Here is a 15,289-nt window from a genome sequence, read left to right as displayed (position 1 = left end):
CTGTGACACACCGAGTGTGTGTCACAGCCCGCGGCTCTGTCGCGTCGCGGCCCGGTAAACGGGTCCGGCACCGGGGGCGGTGGCCGCGGACCCGGTACCGGGCCCGGTGTCAGGGGGTCAGTGGCGGCCGAGGGCCCTCGTCGGGGCGGGGGCCCGACTGCGCGCCGTCCTGACGGATGACCTCACCCTGCACGATCTTTCCGTCCGGCCGGTGAATGCGGGCCTGCTGGAAGGCGTCGGAGAGGCTGCCGGGGCCTGCGGCGCGCATCCGGCGCTCCAGCGACCGCTCCGTGTACCGGCCGAACATCGAACGGACCGGCGGTACGAGCAGCAGAAGCCCCGCTACGTCCGAGATCATCCCCGGAATCATCAGCAGCAGCCCGCCGAGCATCAGGAAGCCGTTGCCCTCGGTGCCCGAGGGCACGGCCTGCGGGGCGGCGGCCGCCCCGGGCTGTCCCGGCATCCGCTGGAGCGTCTCGGTGAGGTTACGGAAGGCCCGGCGGCCGGCCCGCTTCATCACGGCGGCCCCGAACACGATTCCCGCCACCAGGAGCAGCAGGACGGTGAACCCGCCCGCCGCGTTCGCCACGACGGTGAGCAGCCAGATCTCCAGCACCGCCCAGGCGGCGACGGCGAGCGGAACGAGGGTACGGGCGCGTGAGCGCCTGGGGGCGGTCGGGGGCGGTGTGCCGGTCGTCATGGTCCCCAGTGTGCCCGTACGGGCGTCCAAGCGCCGTAAGGGGGGTGATCATGGGCGACGGGCCGGAGCCCGCCGCCCACGGCGGGTCAGATCGCCTTGCGGCCGAGGACCCGGTTCGTACGGGCGGTGACACCCCACGAGGTGACCCGCCAGAGTGCCTCGACCAGGATGTCGCGGCTCATCTTCGAGTCGCCGATCTCGCGGTCCACGAAGGTGATCGGGACCTCGACAACGTGATATCCGGCGTCGATGGCGCGGCGGGCCAGGTCGACCTGGAAGCAGTAGCCCTGCGAGGCGACCCGGTCGAGGCCGATGCCCTCCAGGGTCTCGGCGCGGAAGGCCCGGTAGCCGCCCGTGACGTCCCTGGTCCGCAGCCCGAGGAGGATGCGGGAGTACGTACTGCCGCCGCGGGAGATCATTTCCCGGGTCTTGGGCCAGTTGACCACGCGCCCGCCCGGCACCCAGCGGGAGCCGAGCACCAGGTCGGCGCCCTTGAGCGCGGTGAGCAGCCGGGGCAGCTCCTCGGGCTGGTGGGAGCCGTCGGCGTCCATCTCCACAAGCACGCCGTAGCCGTGCTCGATGCCCCAGCGGAAGCCCGCGAGGTAGGCGGCGCCCAGCCCTTCCTTGCCCTTGCGGTGCAACACCTGCACCTGCTCGTCGGCACAGGAGAGCTCGTCGGCGACCTTGCCGGTGCCGTCGGGGCTGTTGTCGTCGGCGATCAGGATGTCGGCTTCCGGCACAGCGGCGCGCACCCGGCTGACGATCGGCTTGATGTTCTCGGCCTCGTTGTAGGTCGGAATGATCACCAGGGTTCTGCCGAGCGGGCCGTACTGCCGCTGACCGCCGTCGTTCACTTACTGCCCCTTAAGTCCGTACGCAGATGCACACCATATCCAGCGGACGGGAGCCGGATGCCGACACGGTCGGACGGGAAAGGGCACCGCCACGGACAGAAGGAGGGAAGTGCGGACAGACCCCCTGACGGAAACCTACGGGAACTGCGAATGGGGGCCCGGCGCCCTTCGGGCCGACCTGGGACCCGCTGGCTGCGGGTCGACCTAGAGCCGTTGTCTACTGAACGTCCGGGCCCCACCCGGGTCGCACCTACCGTCCGGCTGAAACCTTCCCTCGCCCCCGAGGCGCGGGCGCTGAACCTGGCTGTCAGGAGTGGTGCGCCGGTGCGGCACACCACCCCATGACCCAGCGGCGTTCGACGACTGCGTGGAGGTTTAACCGGTCGGACGTCCTGTGGTGGACTCGGCCGAACCTACCGGCCGGTGGGCGCGTTCTGTCAATAGCTGCCTGACCTGCGATGTTCACGGAACTTGCCTGGTCAGTAGCGAAGATCCGCAGGTCGCGGCAGAGCGGGGGATTCTTCGATCGGCGGTACGAAATGTCCGGACGTCACTCGTTCGGCCGCACGTAGACAGTTTGTCCGAAGACCACAGTGCGCAGGCAGACCGGAAGCGCCGCGCCCGGGGTGAGGTCCGGCAGGCCGGGCGTTCCCGACCTCGGGTCGGTCGACCAGCGGGCGACCCGGTCGTCCGGAGCCTGAACCACCAGGTCATCGGTGCGCCAGACCGCGTAGTCGGCCGGAGCGCCGGGCACCAGGGTCCCCGCGTCGTCGCGGCCGACGGCTCGCCAGCCTCCCCTGGTGTGGGCGGTGAAACCGGCTCGCACGGAGATCCGGTGTTCGGGCGTGCGGTGGAAGGCGGCGGCCCGTACGGTCCCCCAGGGGTCCAGCGGGGTCACCGGACTGTCCGAGCCGAAGGCCAGGGGCACACCGGCCCGCAGGAGCGCCGCGTACGGGTTGAGGGTCCTGGCCCGCTCGGCGCCGAGCCGCCGCGCGTACATGCCCTCCTCACCGCCCCAGGCCGCGTCGAAGGCGGGCTGGACGGAGGCGGTCAGCCCCAGCTCCGCGAAGCCGGCGACGGTCTCCGGGGTGAGCATCTCGGCGTGCTCGATACGGTGCCGGGCAGCCCGGACCCGGGCCAGGCCGAGCGTCTCGGTGGCGGCCCGGACGCCCTCCACCACGGCGGAGACCGCCGCGTCGCCGATGGCGTGGAAACCGGCCTGCAGCCCGGCCTCGGTGCAGGCGGTGACATGGGCGGCGATCCGCGCCGCGTCCAGGTGCGCGGCGCCCGTGTGCCCGGCCGGGTCGTCTGCGTACGGCTCGTGCAGACAGGCCGTGTGCGAGCCGAGGGAGCCGTCGACGAACAGGTCCCCGGCCGCGCCGATCGCGCCGAGTTCCCGGATGCGGCGGGCGTCCTTCTCGTCGGCGACCTGCTCGGCCCAGTAGCCGAAGACTCGCGGTCCGCTCTCCGCCGCGGCAAGCTTCAGCAGCGCGACGAAGTCCTCCTCGTCGGAGATGTCGGGGCCGCCGCACTCGTGGACGGTGCCGATGCCGAGCGACGCGGCCTGGCGCAGGGCGGCGCGCTGTGCGTCGGCGCGCTGTCGCGCCGAGACGGCACCGTGGGCCGCGGAGCGCACCGCGTGGTGGGCGGCGCCGGTCAGCGGGGCGTCGGGGTGGTATCCGGTGAGCCCGGTGACGCCCGGGACCAGGTCGAGCAGGGCGGTGGTGACGACCGCGGAGTGCACATCGACACGGGGCAGGTAGACCGGTCGGCCGCCGGCGGCCGCGTCGAGCTCGCCGCGCGCCGGAGGGCGCTGCTCCGGCCATCGCGTGGCGTCCCAGCCGTGGCCGAGGACGACCCGGTCCGCCGGGTGCGCCGCCACGTACTCGCGCAGCATTCCGAGCGCCTCGTCGAGCGTCCGGGCACCGGAGAGGTCGAGACCGGTGAGGGCCAGGCCGGTCGAGGTGGTGTGGACGTGGGCGTCGGTGAACGCGGGGGTGACCAGCGCACCTTCGAGGTCGATCACTTCGTCGACGCCGCTCGCAAAGGCGTCGGCGGCCCCTTCCGAGCCCACCCAGGCGACATGGCCGCGCTCGACGACCATGGCGGTGGCGAAGGGGTCGGCGGGGCTGTGGACGTCTCCACCGCGCAGCAGCACGGTGCGGTGGTCGCCCTGGGGGGCGGTGCTCTCGGTCATGGGACCAGTCTCGCGCCTGCCCGGACCCGCGCGGTCCGCGCCCCCTCTCAGATCTGCGGGGGCCGGGCCTCGTACGGCGTGGAGAGGACGACGGTGGTCCGGGTGGAGACACCGGCCAGCGAACGGATCCGGGTGAGCAGATGCTCCAGCTCCAGCGGGGTCGCGACCCGCACCTTGAGGATGTAGTTCTCATCACCGGCGACGCTGTGACACGCCTCCAGCTCCGGAACGCCCGCGAGCCGCTCCGCGATGTCGTCCGGTGCGCTCGGGTCGAAGGGTTTCACCGAGATGAACGCGGTGAGCGGCAGGCCGACGGCCTCGGGGTCGACGACCGCGGCATAGCCCCGGATCACCCCGCGCTGCTCCAGCCTGCGGACGCGCTGATGAACCGCCGAGGTGGACAGGCCCGTGGCCTTGCCCAGGTCGGTGTAGCTCATCCGCCCGTCCTTGACGAGCAACTCCACGATCTGTCGGTCCAGCTCCTCCATGCGGATCAACCTATTGCCACTGGTGCCTCCGGGCACAGCGGCAAGGGCTCCGGAAGGGCACCTGCGGCAGGCATGTGACGAATGCCACAGGTTTACGCACGGGTAGCCACCCTCTTGGCGGTTACGGCGGATGCACGACGGGAAGTGCTTGCTGTGGTCGAGGCCGTGGCGCCTTGTCGGCCCACCCGAGGGGGGAATTTCCCATGCAGAGCCTGAAGCTCACCGGACGTACCGAACCGGATCCCGTCGATCCCGTCGAGGACACCGCTCCCGACGCGTACGACATGCTCGAGATGTACCGGGTGATCTGCCCGGACTGCGTGCAGCCGATCGCGCTGCTGGCGGACGAGGACGTGCTGCCGGAGCACGCGCTGTGCCCGACTCCGTGGAACCCGTTCGTGCTGACCGTCTGTGCCGGTACGGGCCGCGCGGCGTCGCAGACGCGGCCCGCCGACGATTCGCTCGACGTCCAGGAGCAGGAGACGGCCCTGCTGCTGACGCTCCCTCAGGGGCTCGACTGGAGGATGCAGCCGTTCTCGCACGCCGGTGGTCCGGGCTCCCGCCCGCTGCGGGTGCCGCAGATGCGGCGCGACGCCGCCTGAGGGCCGTTCCGGCCCCGCGCGACGCCGCCCGGACGCCGTCCGGGCCCGTCCCGCAAGAATTGCGCCGCACCACGACGGCCCGGCCGGCGTGGTGCCCGCTCCCCCGGAGGGTCCGCCCCCGGGGACCCGGCGAACGGGCTCTCGAATCGGCCGGGCAGTGACCAGGGCCCGCCCCGCACCGTTGGCCAGGCATGACCCTGCTGCATTCAACGGCCGCTCCCGGTCGTCGCCGTATCGCCGCTCCGACCGCCGAAGAATCGGTTCCGCAGCCCGATTCACAGCCGGTGCCGCAGCCCGCGCCTCCCCGGTCGACGCCGCAGCCGGTGCCGCACTCCACCGATCCGCCCATCTACCGGGCCCTGCTGCGTCGTTGGGAGAGCACCGGACGGACCCTGCCGGGCCGCCACGACCAGGAGTGGAACCGGATCATGGCGACGCCCGTGTGGTCGGAGCGACCGCTGCGGATCAGCGCGTCTCAGGACCCGCGAGGTGTCGCGCGATGACCATCCGCTGGATCTGATTGGTCCCCTCGACGATCTGCAGCACCTTGGCCTCGCGCATCAGCCGCTCGACGGGGAAGTCGAGGGTGTAGCCGTAGCCACCGAGGACCTGGACGGCGTCGATGGTGACCCGCATGGCCGCGTCCGTGCAGAACAGTTTGGCCATGGCCGCTTGGCGCGAGAAGGGCTCGCCCTGGTCACGCAGCCGGGCCGCCTCCAGGTAGAGCGCCCGGCCCGCCTCGATCTGGGTGGCCATGTCGGCGAGCATGAAGCGCAGGCCCTGGAAGTCGGCGATGGGCCGCCCGAACTGCCGACGGCCGGTGGCATAGGCGACGGCCTCGCTCAGGGCCGCCTGGGCGACGCCGATCGCACAGGCGGCGATGCCCAGGCGTCCGGAGTCGAGTGCGGACAGCGCGATCGCGAAGCCCTGGCCCTCCTCGCCGATCCGGCGCGCGTCGGCGACCCGTACGCCGTCGAAGTTCAGCTGGGCGGTGGGCGAACCCTTCATGCCCATCTTCTTCTCGGGGGCGGCCGCGTTCAGCCCCTCGGCGTCGCCGGGAACCAGGAAGGCCGTGATGCCGCGGGCGCCCTCGGCACCGGTGCGGGCCAGGACCGTGTAGAAGTCGGCGATGCCGCCGTGGGTGATCCACGCCTTGGTGCCGGTGATGACCCAGTCGTCGCCGTCCCGTAGGGCCTTCGTACGCAGCGAGGCGGCATCGGAGCCCGAGGCGGGCTCGGAGAGGCAGTAGGCGCCCAGCAGGCCCCCTCCGAGCATGGCCGGGAGGTGTTCGGCCTGCTGCTCCTTGGTACCGAATCCGGCGAGGGCGTGGCAGGCGAGGGAGTGGACGCTGACACCGAGCCCGACGGTGAGCCGGGCGGCCGCGAGTTCTTCGAGGACCTGGAGGTAGACCTCGTACGGCTGGTCACCGCCGCCGTGGGCGGAGTCGTAGGGCAGCCCGAGCAGTCCGGACTCCGAGAGCAGCGTGAAGACTTCACGCGGGAACCGGCCCGCGTCCTCCTCCTCGGCCGCTCGTGGCGCGATCTCTCGCTGGGCTATGTCGCGGACGAGCGCGATGAGCTGCCTGGACTCCTCGGTGGGCAGACGGCGTTCCACCAATTGCGGGGCACGGTCGGACATGACGGCGCTCTCCTCCCTGTCGGGCGTTGCGACGGTCGCGCGCGCGGGGTGTGGACGGCGCCGCCGGGGGAACTTCCGAGCACGGCCCGGAAGAGCACTACTACGCAGCCGTTGCCCGCCTCTCGGATTACGAGAGTTGCTGGCCGGCGGCTGTGGCGGCTCGAGTATGCCCGATCGGACGATATCCGTCACGGGGTGACGGAGCGACTCGGGGGCGGGCGGGACGATCACCGGAATTGGTCCGAACCATTGACCCAACTGGTCTAGTCCATCTACGGTTCCACTCGAACCGGCCTTTCCGCGTTCATGCCAAGTTCACGGACGGCCCGCAGTACGCCCCCACTCACGAGTTCCCTCCCCCACGAGGAGACAAGATGTCTGGACCGTATCGTTCCCGCGCCCGTTTCCGGGCGCTCGCCGCAGCCGCCTGTACCGCCGCCCTCGGAGCCGCCCTGCTGGGCGTCGCGGGCACCGCGTCGGCCGGCGCGGCCCCCACCACCACGCGGGCCGCGGCCCCCGCAGCCGACGCGGCCGCCCCCACAGCGGCCGGCGACAAGGTGGTCGGGTACTTCACCAACTGGGGTGTCTACCAGCGCAATTACCACGTGAAGAACATCGAGACCTCGGGCTCGGCCGACAAGCTCACGCACATCAACTACGCCTTCGGCAACGTCACCGGCGGCAAGTGCGCGATCGGCGACTCGTACGCCGACTACGAGAAGGCGTATACGGCCGACCAGTCGGTCGACGGCGTGGCGGACACCTGGGACCAGGACCTGCGCGGCAACTTCAACCAGCTGCGCAAGCTGAAGAAGCTGCACCCGGATCTCAAGGTCATCTGGTCGTTCGGCGGCTGGACCTGGTCCGGTGGCTTCGGCGAGGCGGCGAAGAATCCGGCCGCGTTCGCCGAGTCCTGCTACAACCTGGTGGAGGACCCCCGTTGGGCCGATGTCTTCGACGGCATCGACATCGACTGGGAGTACCCCAACGCCTGCGGCCTGACCTGCGACACCAGCGGACGTGACGCCTACGGCAACCTACTGGCGGCGCTGCGCTCCAAGTTCGGCGCCAACAACCTGGTCACCTCGGCGATCTCCGCCGACGGTTCCGACGGCGGCAAGCTCGACGCCGTCGACTACGGCGGCGCGGCGAAGTACGTCGACTGGTACAACCCGATGACGTACGACTTCTTCGGCGCCTGGGACGCGAAGGGGCCGACCGCCCCGCACTCCCCGCTGACCTCCTACGAAGGCATCCCGAAGGAGGGCTTCAACAGTGAAGCGGCCCTCGACAAGCTGAAGGCGCAAGGTGTCCCAGCATCGAAGCTGCTGCTCGGCATCGGCTTCTACGGCCGCGGCTGGACCGGCGTCACCCAGGACGCGCCCGGCGGCACCGCCACCGGAGCGGCCCCCGGCACCTACGAAGCAGGCATCGAGGACTACAAGGTCCTGAAGAACAGCTGCCCCGCGACCGGCACCGTCGCGGGCACGGCGTACGCGCACTGCGGCACCAACTGGTGGAGCTACGACACCCCGGCCACTATCGCGTCCAAGATGAGCTACAAGAACCAGCAGGGACTGGGCGGCACCTTCTTCTGGGAGCTCAGTGGTGACACCACCAACGGCGAACTGATCAAGGCGATCAACTAGTAGTGCCGTGACCGGCAATGTTTGCCCGGAAGGAGCGTCGTCCGGTGCGTGCGATCGCAAGGCGGCCGGAAGTCCTTGGACGGGGTCTCCCCTGCTCGAACGGAGTTGAGAGCTTGAGGAAGGAGCCACCAGGGCTTTCGGCCAACGCGGAAGGGGGTCCCCCTGGCCCCCAAGGCCTTGGGGGAGTCCGTGCTGGGCGGCGCGACGGGGCAAGGCTTGCCGGGAGGGGCACTGGGTTCTGTCCGGGCGATCCTCAACGGCTCGTGCGATGACGTCGTGGATTGAGAACTCCCCTGTCCTGCGGTTCTCTTCGAGGCGTGCGAGGGTGTCGGGACCGAACCAGTCGTAGGCGGAGTGCTTGGACCATTCCCACGTGGGGTGGTCCAAGTCGCCGGAAACCTCGCCGGGACAGTCGGCCTCGTGACGGAGTCCACCGCCGTCGTCCCCCGCCCGGGCTGCGGTGCCGAGGAACCTCCGCGCGCGGGTCGGGCGCCAACCGGTCTCCTCCTCGACTTCGCGTGACCGGCGGCCGTACAGGGCGGTACAGGTGAGGTCGAGTGTCCCGGATGCGGGGCCTGCTGGGTGGTCGGCGTCGACCGGCGCTCGAACGCCGTCTGCTGCTCGCGTCGGTGCTACGCTGACGATCTTCAGCGCAGCGCCGCCGGGTTGGGGGGAAAGTGCGCGAACTGCGCCCATTGCAGGCTCTCGGTCTCTCCGCGACAGCGGAGGGTGTCTACCTCGCGCTCGTGGAACAGGGTCCGCGGACCTTGGCCGAGCTCGCTGACCGGGCGCCATTGGCCGGTTCGCCCCTCGAAAGCCTCCAGCACGGGGTCACCGAGCTCAGCGACATCGGTCTGGTGTCGCACACGGACGGCAGGCTGACTGCCCAGGCACCTCGCGCGATGCTGGAAGCCGTCGCCGAACGACGCGCGCGCGAAGCCCGGATCGCCTACGAGAGCGCGACGCTCCTGTCACGGTTCTGGCTCGACCACACCTCGGGATCGAGCTATGTCGAGGTTGTCGACTCCTCCCACAGACACCTGGCGGTCCAGCAACGCGTCCACGACGAGGCCGTGGCGGAGGTGCGTGGGCTGTCGATAGGGCCGGTGGGCGGGGGCGATCGTGTGCCGGAGGTCAGCCCCGGAACGCTGGACGCGCTGGTCCGTGGGATCGCCTACCGGGTGGTGTACGGCGCCAACATCCTGCAGGACCCCAGGGCGCTGGAGGTGGCGCACGAGTGCGTCGACCGCGGGCAGCAGGCGCGGGTCTTCCCGGACGTCGCGCTCAACATCCTGGTCTGCGACGACCGCTTCGCCGTGGTGGCCGTCACCGCGCCGGACGGCACGGGACACCACAGCATCGTCGTCCAGCCGTCGGGGCTCCTGGACGGGCTGATCGGCGTGTTCGAGTCGTACTGGCGGATGGCCGTTCCGCTCCCGTTGGCCGGCGAGGCCGTCGAGAGCGGGACCAGTTCGATGAACGGGCACCGGCAGATCCTGAGCTGCCTCAGTGCCGGACTGACCGACGAGTCGATCGCCCGTGAGCTCGGGGTGAGCGAGCGGACCGTCGCCCGACGCATCGCACGCCTGCAGGAGATGCTCGGCGCCCGGACCCGGTTCCAGCTCGGTGTCCAGGCCGGCCGCCGCGGCTGGCTCTGAACGGGTGCGTGATCCGGCCCGCCCCGCGCGGGTCTTCGGCCGCTCAGGCGATCACCGCCCCGCGGTGGGAGCGGCGGCCGTCAGCCGGCGTCCGGCTTGACCAGGTCAGGGAGCTCGGCCTCGAACAGCTCGTCGAACTTGAGCGACGGCAGGATGTGCCCCTGGTTCGACGCGTCGTTGGCCACGCCCGCCGCCCAACTGGACGAGGCAAGCCGCTGGTTCGGCGTGCCGTGGTGGCCCGAGCTGGTGAAGCTGCAGTCGCCGACCTGGTAGAACGACTTCTCGGACTTGAGGAGCCGGGTGGCGTTCAGCGACTCGCCACGGGCGTGGGTCAGGTAGTACGTCCCGAACGCGTCGGCCATGAGCTCGGTGCGGCGGGTGGCCTCCGGACCGGTCAGATCGCTCTCGAAGAGGTCCTTCTGGAACTGCACATGGTGACCGAACTCGTGGCCCAGGATGCCCTTCGACGCGACACCGCCCAGGCCCACCGCGGCCATGCCCTGCAGGACGCCGTCACCCATGACGATCCGGTCGGAGATGCCGAGGGGCTCCGGGTCCCCCTTCTCGCTGTAGGCGAAGGCGTTGAAGGTGAAGATCGGGTTTGCGCCCCCCTGAAGAACGGGTTCCGAGTCGATCAGCTCGATGAATGTCTTGGCCAGGCCGATCGCCCATTCCCGTGGGGCCTCGTCGATCGGGTTGCCGTACATCACGGAGAGGACGTGGGCGAGCCGCTCGGGGCTGGAGAGGACGTCCGTTCCGTGCATGGAGACCAGTTGGATGCCCGCGGAGTCGATGTCCCAGAAGCGCTTGAGGTTCTTCATCTCGGCGGTGAGCTTCTGGGTGTACTCGCCGTTGACGCCGAAGGTGTTCGACTTCGACTCCGTGCCCGAGATCAGCGCGTCGAAGGCTGCCCAGTCGAAGCCACCGTAGAACTGGAGGTTTCCGAGGACACCGGGGTGCACGCCCTTGAGGAGAGAGTTGGCGTACGTCGTGAGTTCGGTCTGCCGGCACTGGTAGTCGCCGGGGTTGATCACGCTGTCGCGGATCTCGCTCCACGACGACTCGTTCAGGCCGTACTTCGCACGGGTTGCTCTGAGGCGGGACTCCCAGTCAGCGGGCAGCTCGGCCTGGATCTTGTCGACGATTGCCTGGGTCTGCGGCGCCATTTGGGAGGTGTCGACGGACGACTGCAGCGACCGTGCGGTGGCGGTCGTGATCCCGGTCGCATCGGCGGCGTGCGCAGGAAACGACATGCCGAGGGCACAGGTCGTGGCAATGGCCAGGCTCGCCGCCATGGAGAGGGTCTTCTTCACGTGGACTCCTTTTGAGGGTGCCCGGTAGGGGAACCACGGGCGTCGCCAGTCTGTGAGTCCGACTGCCCATTAGTGAACGGGCGGTGATTGGCCGAAACCAGTCATGTCTGGAACCGGACAACTCTCCATGGCGCGCGGTGCGTCGCGCGGAATACTCCGCCCCTGTCCCTCGTCAGGATGCTGCCGCCCGTCGGGCCTCGACCGGGGGCATGGTGTGCAGCAGTTCCAGTCGGTGCTGGACGGCTTCGACCGCCCCGGAGCGTCGGCCGGGTACGTGGCGGCGCAATGCGACCAGAAGCGGGCCGAGTTCCCGGGCCCGTTGCGGGTCGCGAAGTTCCTGCCACTGGTGGTGGGCGCGGTCCACGGCGTCTTGTACGGCGGGGTCGTCCGGGGGCTGTTGCCGGGCGAGGCGGGCGTCGGCGGCAGCCATCCACAACTCGCAACTGCGCGCCGGATCGTCGGCCAGGCGAGCGAGGTCGGCTCGGACCTCCAGCCAGTGGGTGGCCTGTACGGAGCCGACGCCGTGGATGCGCAGAGCCCACCCCTCCCACATGGCTGCGAGCGACGCGGCCTCGCCGTGCCGCCCCGCGTGGGCGGCGGCGAAAATCGCAGGCAGCGGATCCTTTTCGGCCACCTCGGTGTCTTCCGAAATCGGAGCAGGCGCCGTCGGAACAGGTGCAGGCTCCTGCTGTGGCCGGTTCGGTACGTGGAGAGCCGAGGTCGCAGGGGCGGGGACGGCTGTGTGGTCGATGGCCAGGAAGAGTGCGTCGTCGGGGCCGGCCTGGGCAGCGGCCTGTTCGTGGAGCTGGGCGAGTGGTGGGTTGACGCCGCTGCGCCAGGTGGTAGCGAGGGCCTTCAGGTAGGTCGGTTCTGCGATTCGGCGGCGGGGCGGCGGCGGGGTGATCCGGCCGTATACGCGGATTCCGTAGCCGAGGGCGAGACCCTCGGTACGGAGCTGCTGCCAGGCGTCCGGGGCGGCGACCACGTCGGTGACGACGGTGGTGGTGCCCGGTGCGCGCAGTTTGAGTTCGCCGACCAGCCAGTGCCAGGGCAGTCCGGTATAGCGCAGGGTGGTCGGCGTGGTCCGGGCGAGTGCGAGGTGGATCAGACGCTGCTTGTGGTCGAGGTGGAGTTGTCCGGTGATGTAGAGGGAGAGCGGGCCGGGTACGGCGGCCGCGGCACGGATGCGGGTGAGGACGGTCTGCGGGTCGGTCGGTTCGGCGAGTTCGACGATGGTGGATGCCGTCGTGCCGGTCAGGATGCTGGGCGGGACCGCCGCGAGCGTGGGCAGGACGCTGCTCGCGTCGATGAGACAGCCCTTGCCGGCCGGCGCTGCCGCGATCAACAGCGCGGTCCCGGATGCCGTGTCGTCCCCGTTGATCATCACAACAGCACGGTAGCCGCTGCCCGGCTTGTGAATGTAACCAGCGGCAAATTTCAGTCCGTTGACCAGCGGGAGGTGGGCATCGACAACTTGCCGGGGACGGCCCGGGCGGCCCTATGGGTGAAGCGGACCGAGGGCGAGGGCGGTGGTCATCCGCAGCACGGCGACTGGGCGGAAGCTGTGCCCGACAGGCTCGAGCCACTCCGGACCCGGCAGGACCCCGGGCGATATCGGTGGGCGCACTCGGTCGAGGAGTTCCCTGCTCAAGGGCCTGTCCAGGTGCAGGGCACAGTCAGCGAGAACGCCGTCGCCGAGTGAACTGTCCGCGCTGCTCGGCGAGACACTCACCGACGGGCACTGACGCACCGTCGCGCCCTCCCCCGACGCGGCGTGCCCGCCCGGGATCGTTTCAGCCCGTACACCCACGCCGCCGCACAGCCCGGAGTCCGTGGAGCCGGAGTACGTGCGACGAGACCGCCGCTGACCCTCCTGATTCAGGACGCTCCCGGCCCGCGTGCGGGCTCGGCTCGGGCGATGAGGAGGGCCGTGTCGTCGTGGTCGTCCGGGTGGCGCAGGGCATGCAGGAGCAGGTCGCAGGTCGCCTCCAGGGGCCGGTCCGGTTGGCCGAGGAGGCCGAGGAGGGTGGCCAGGCGCGCGTCGATGGGCCGGTCGCGGGTTTCGACCAGGCCGTCGGTGTACAGGACGAGCTTGTCACCGGGGTCCAGGGCGATGCGCGTGGTACGGAAGGGAACCCCACCGACGCCGAGGGGCACGCCGGTGGGCAGGTCGAGCAGTTCGGGGGCGCGGCCGGGTCGTACGAGGGCGGGGGGCAGGTGTCCGGCGAGGGCGATGCGGCAGTGCGCGCGGTGCGGGTCGTAGACGACGTACACGCAGGTGGCGATGGCCTGATCGAGGCCGGTGGAGCTGCGATCCAGGTGGTGCAGGACCCGGCTGGGGTCGAGGTCGAGGTCGGCGAGCGCACGGGTGGCACTGCTCAGTTGTCCCATGGTGGCCGCGGCGGGGATGCCGCTGCCCATGACGTCGCCGACCACCAGGGCGGTCTTGTCGCCGGGCAGAGGGATGACGTCGAACCAGTCGCCGCCGACCTCACGGGCGGCCTCGGCCGGCTGGTAGCGGTAGGCGATCTCCAGGCCCGGCCGGTGCGGCGGGTGCTGGGGCAACAGGCTGCGCTGGAGAGTAAGAGCGGCGTCGCGTTCCCGCTGGTACCAGCGTGCGTTGTCGATCGACACGGCGGCCCGGACGGCCAGCTCGCTGGCCAGGATGAGGTCGTCGTCGTCGAAGGGAAGCGGGTTGCGGAAGCGTTTGAGGTCCAGGGCGCCGAGGACTTCGCCGCGCGCGATGAGCGGCACCACGAGGTAGGAGTGGAGGCCCGCGCGGGCCAGGGCAGTGGCGGTTTCGGGGCAGCGGGCGATCCGCCGCAGATCTCCGCCGTCCACATGGGGTACGAGGATCGGGTCGCTGGTGGTGACGCACTGGGTGACCAGGCGGTCGGCGCCGTAATCTGCGATGTCGCCGGTGGGGTCGGCGGCGCGGACGGCTTCGGTGGGGTGGGCCGCCTTCACGGCGAGCGCCCGGAACCGGGCGTGCCCCTGCGGCGGGGACGGTGGGGTGCTGCGGCCGTTCAGGGCGGTGTCGAGGATGTCGACCGTAGCGACGTCGGCCAGGTCGGGCACGACGATGTCGGCGAGTTCGTGGGCGGTCCGGTGGAGATCGAGAGTGGTGCCGATGAGTACCGAGGCGTCCGCGAGGAGGGCGAGGCGCCGACGCGCGTGGTGTGCCTCGGCAGCCATGCGGTGCCGGTCGGTGACGTCCACGATGGACCCGGCCACTCCCAGCACCTTGCCGACCGGGTCCTCAAGCCGGTAGTACGAAGCCGACCAGGCACGCTCGTGATCCGGATCGGCGGCGGTGCGTCCGACGATCTCCAGGTCCAGGATCGGGACGCCGGTGTCCAGGACCTGGCGCATCGAGGAATCGATGGCTTCGGTGTCCAGGAACGGCAGGACATCGTGGGTGCGCCGGCCGATCAGCTCGTCGGCGGGCAGGCCGTCCATGCGTTCCAGCGCCGGGTTGACCGCGGCGAACCGCAGTTCGGTGTCCATGACCACCAAGCCGATCGGGGACTGGGACACCAGTCCCGTGGACAGGGCCAGATCCCGTTCGACCCGCCGCAAGGTGGTCCGGTCCGACGCCAGCCCCAGGGCGTACAGGCCCTTCCGGTCATCCATCAGCCGCATATTGCGGAACTCCACCAGTTTCGTGCCACCATCCCTGCGCCGAATGGGAAAGACTCCGGCCCAGCTGCCATTGCCCCCCATGACCTGGGCGAACAGGTCCATGACCTGCTCCAGGTTCTCTTCGTGGACCAGGAGTCGGCCCGCGAACCGGCCCAGGGCCTCGTCGGAGGTGTAACCGAAGAGCTCCTCGGCCTGCGGACTCCACAGCACGATCCGACCGTCCTCGTCGAGGACGACGGCGGCAACGCCCAGCACGTCGAGCAGTCCACCGGGCGCGGACGAAGCAGACCCTGCCGGGCCGGGCCCCGCCCGGGATGGTTCGGAGACACTCATCCCGGCACTCCCTTCCGCCCACCGCGGCGGCTCGATGTCCCGACTCGGGCCCACGCTGCCGTGTCCTGCGTGCCCCCGGAGTCCCCTCCATCGTCTCCCGGCACCAGTCGCCCTCGCATCCTCCGGACTGATCGTCCACGGCACGGCAGGGCCGACGCGCGTGGCGGGGGCGCGTCGGGAGTTCGATCAAGACAGGGGCGAGGCGGTCGATGATG

At 70.6% G+C, this 15,289-nt stretch carries 11 protein-coding genes; 3 read left to right on the top strand and 8 right to left on the bottom strand.

All coding sequences use genetic code 11. The features are described from left to right. Positions 1-109 precede the first annotated feature (109 nt). From fxsA to ACFU8Q_RS15695, 4 genes are all read right to left on the bottom strand, one after another. A complete protein-coding gene (fxsA, locus tag ACFU8Q_RS15710; RefSeq protein WP_384453313.1) occupies positions 110-700 on the bottom strand; it encodes an FxsA family membrane protein in 591 nt (196 codons plus the stop codon). A gap of 86 nt (positions 701-786) precedes the next feature. Next, positions 787-1,554, bottom strand: coding sequence for a polyprenol monophosphomannose synthase (locus ACFU8Q_RS15705; protein WP_384453310.1), 768 nt, complete (start codon positions 1,552-1,554; stop codon positions 787-789). A 550-nt stretch (positions 1,555-2,104) separates the two neighbouring features. Beyond that, positions 2,105-3,751 (bottom strand): amidohydrolase, encoded by a 1,647-nt coding sequence (locus ACFU8Q_RS15700; RefSeq protein ID WP_384453307.1) that lies wholly within the window; start codon positions 3,749-3,751, stop codon positions 2,105-2,107. Between the two features lie 47 nt (positions 3,752-3,798). Further along, entirely contained in the window at positions 3,799-4,239 is a 441-nt protein-coding gene (locus ACFU8Q_RS15695; protein ID WP_024493538.1) for an Lrp/AsnC family transcriptional regulator, read from the bottom strand. Between the two features lie 203 nt (positions 4,240-4,442). On the opposite strand from ACFU8Q_RS15695, the gene ACFU8Q_RS15690 reads away from it, so the two are divergent. Further along, positions 4,443-4,841: a hypothetical protein gene (locus ACFU8Q_RS15690; RefSeq protein ID WP_384453304.1), complete on the top strand. Its 399-nt coding sequence runs from the start codon at positions 4,443-4,445 to the stop codon at positions 4,839-4,841. Positions 4,842-5,306: 465 nt separating this feature from the next. Here ACFU8Q_RS15690 and ACFU8Q_RS15685 read toward each other — a convergent pair whose 3' ends face one another. Continuing rightward, positions 5,307-6,479, bottom strand: a complete 1,173-nt coding sequence (locus ACFU8Q_RS15685) for an acyl-CoA dehydrogenase family protein (RefSeq protein ID WP_384453301.1) — start codon at positions 6,477-6,479, stop codon at positions 5,307-5,309. 374 nt (positions 6,480-6,853) lie between these two features. Here ACFU8Q_RS15685 and ACFU8Q_RS15680 point away from each other — a divergent pair, with 374 nt between their 5' ends. Both ACFU8Q_RS15680 and ACFU8Q_RS15675 read left to right on the top strand, forming a co-directional pair. Next, positions 6,854-8,128, top strand: a complete 1,275-nt coding sequence (locus tag ACFU8Q_RS15680) for a glycoside hydrolase family 18 protein (RefSeq protein ID WP_384453298.1) — start codon at positions 6,854-6,856, stop codon at positions 8,126-8,128. A 677-nt stretch (positions 8,129-8,805) separates the two neighbouring features. After that, positions 8,806-9,786: a LuxR C-terminal-related transcriptional regulator gene (locus tag ACFU8Q_RS15675; protein ID WP_384453295.1), complete on the top strand. Its 981-nt coding sequence runs from the start codon at positions 8,806-8,808 to the stop codon at positions 9,784-9,786. A gap of 80 nt (positions 9,787-9,866) precedes the next feature. Here the strand turns inward: ACFU8Q_RS15675 and ACFU8Q_RS15670 are convergent, their stop codons facing one another. From ACFU8Q_RS15670 to ACFU8Q_RS15660, 3 genes are all read right to left on the bottom strand, one after another. Next, a complete protein-coding gene (locus ACFU8Q_RS15670) occupies positions 9,867-11,099 on the bottom strand; it encodes a hypothetical protein (protein WP_384453292.1) in 1,233 nt (410 codons plus the stop codon). A 172-nt stretch (positions 11,100-11,271) separates the two neighbouring features. Continuing rightward, positions 11,272-12,483 (bottom strand): hypothetical protein, encoded by a 1,212-nt coding sequence (locus tag ACFU8Q_RS15665; protein WP_384453315.1) that lies wholly within the window; start codon positions 12,481-12,483, stop codon positions 11,272-11,274. A gap of 494 nt (positions 12,484-12,977) precedes the next feature. Then, entirely contained in the window at positions 12,978-15,074 is a 2,097-nt protein-coding gene (locus ACFU8Q_RS15660) for a SpoIIE family protein phosphatase (protein WP_384453289.1), read from the bottom strand. Positions 15,075-15,289 lie beyond the last annotated feature (215 nt).

This window comes from Streptomyces sp. NPDC057543 (assembly GCF_042801895.1).
Classification (GTDB): Bacteria; Actinomycetota; Actinomycetes; order Streptomycetales; family Streptomycetaceae; genus Streptomyces.
The sequence above is the reverse complement of the archived record's forward strand: the minus strand, read 5'-3'. Positions and strand labels throughout refer to the sequence as shown.

What these genes read in the sequence shown, in the direction of transcription:
- fxsA (WP_384453313.1), bottom strand. Translation starts at nt 700, where the DNA reads ATGACGACCGGCACACCGCCCCCGACCGCCCCCAGGCGCTCACGCGCC.
- ACFU8Q_RS15700 (WP_384453307.1), bottom strand. Translation starts at nt 3,751, where the DNA reads ATGACCGAGAGCACCGCCCCCCAGGGCGACCACCGCACCGTGCTGCTG.
- ACFU8Q_RS15695 (WP_024493538.1), bottom strand. Translation starts at nt 4,239, where the DNA reads ATGGAGGAGCTGGACCGACAGATCGTGGAGTTGCTCGTCAAGGACGGG.
- ACFU8Q_RS15690 (WP_384453304.1), top strand. Translation starts at nt 4,443, where the DNA reads ATGCAGAGCCTGAAGCTCACCGGACGTACCGAACCGGATCCCGTCGAT.
- ACFU8Q_RS15685 (WP_384453301.1), bottom strand. Translation starts at nt 6,479, where the DNA reads ATGTCCGACCGTGCCCCGCAATTGGTGGAACGCCGTCTGCCCACCGAG.
- ACFU8Q_RS15680 (WP_384453298.1), top strand. Translation starts at nt 6,854, where the DNA reads ATGTCTGGACCGTATCGTTCCCGCGCCCGTTTCCGGGCGCTCGCCGCA.
- ACFU8Q_RS15665 (WP_384453315.1), bottom strand. Translation starts at nt 12,483, where the DNA reads ATGATCAACGGGGACGACACGGCATCCGGGACCGCGCTGTTGATCGCG.
- ACFU8Q_RS15660 (WP_384453289.1), bottom strand. Translation starts at nt 15,074, where the DNA reads ATGAGTGTCTCCGAACCATCCCGGGCGGGGCCCGGCCCGGCAGGGTCT.